Origin of the sequence: Streptomyces sp. SID13726 (assembly GCF_010548375.1) — a bacterium.
Lineage (GTDB): Bacteria > Actinomycetota > Actinomycetes > Streptomycetales > Streptomycetaceae > Streptomyces.
This window is the reverse complement of sequence record NZ_JAAGLY010000455.1, coordinates 1-440: the sequence shown is the minus strand read 5'-3', so window position 1 is coordinate 440 and position 440 is coordinate 1. Positions and strand designations below refer to the sequence as shown.

Genomic DNA, 440 nt, shown 5'->3' with positions numbered 1-440 from the left:
ACGATCGGCACGTCGGTGTCCCCGATGAGCTCGCGCACGTTGCGCGCGAGCGGGTACTCGCGCCACGCGATGTTCGGGGCGAAGAGCACCGACGTCCGGTCGGGGCTGACGAAGCCCGCCGCGGCGAGGCCCATCGCGCCGACCTCGTGCTCGGCGGTCAGCTCGGTATACACGTCGGCGATGGCACGGTCGATGCTCGCGACGTCGTCGGGCTCGGTGTCGCGGCGCGTCTGGACGAGGATCTCGCCCTTCTCGTCGACGACCCCGGCCGCGATCTTCGTCCCGCCGATGTCCACACCGATGGCGTGCATGTCCCGTCCTCACTCGCTCGGTAACCGCTGACTAACCGCTGGCTGGAAGCCTCACGCTGCAGGTGCTGCCCGTCGACGGGCGACGCACGACCACGGCTCGCGACCCCGCGCCCGGGTTGTCCTGCCGGA

At 70.9% G+C, this 440-nt stretch carries 1 protein-coding gene; it reads right to left on the bottom strand.

Features of this window, described 5'->3' with window-relative positions; all coding sequences use genetic code 11:
* Positions 1–311 (bottom strand): ROK family protein (locus G3I78_RS48560; protein ID WP_164437032.1); only part of this gene is annotated, 311 nt, incomplete at its 3' end.
* Positions 312–440 lie beyond the last annotated feature (129 nt).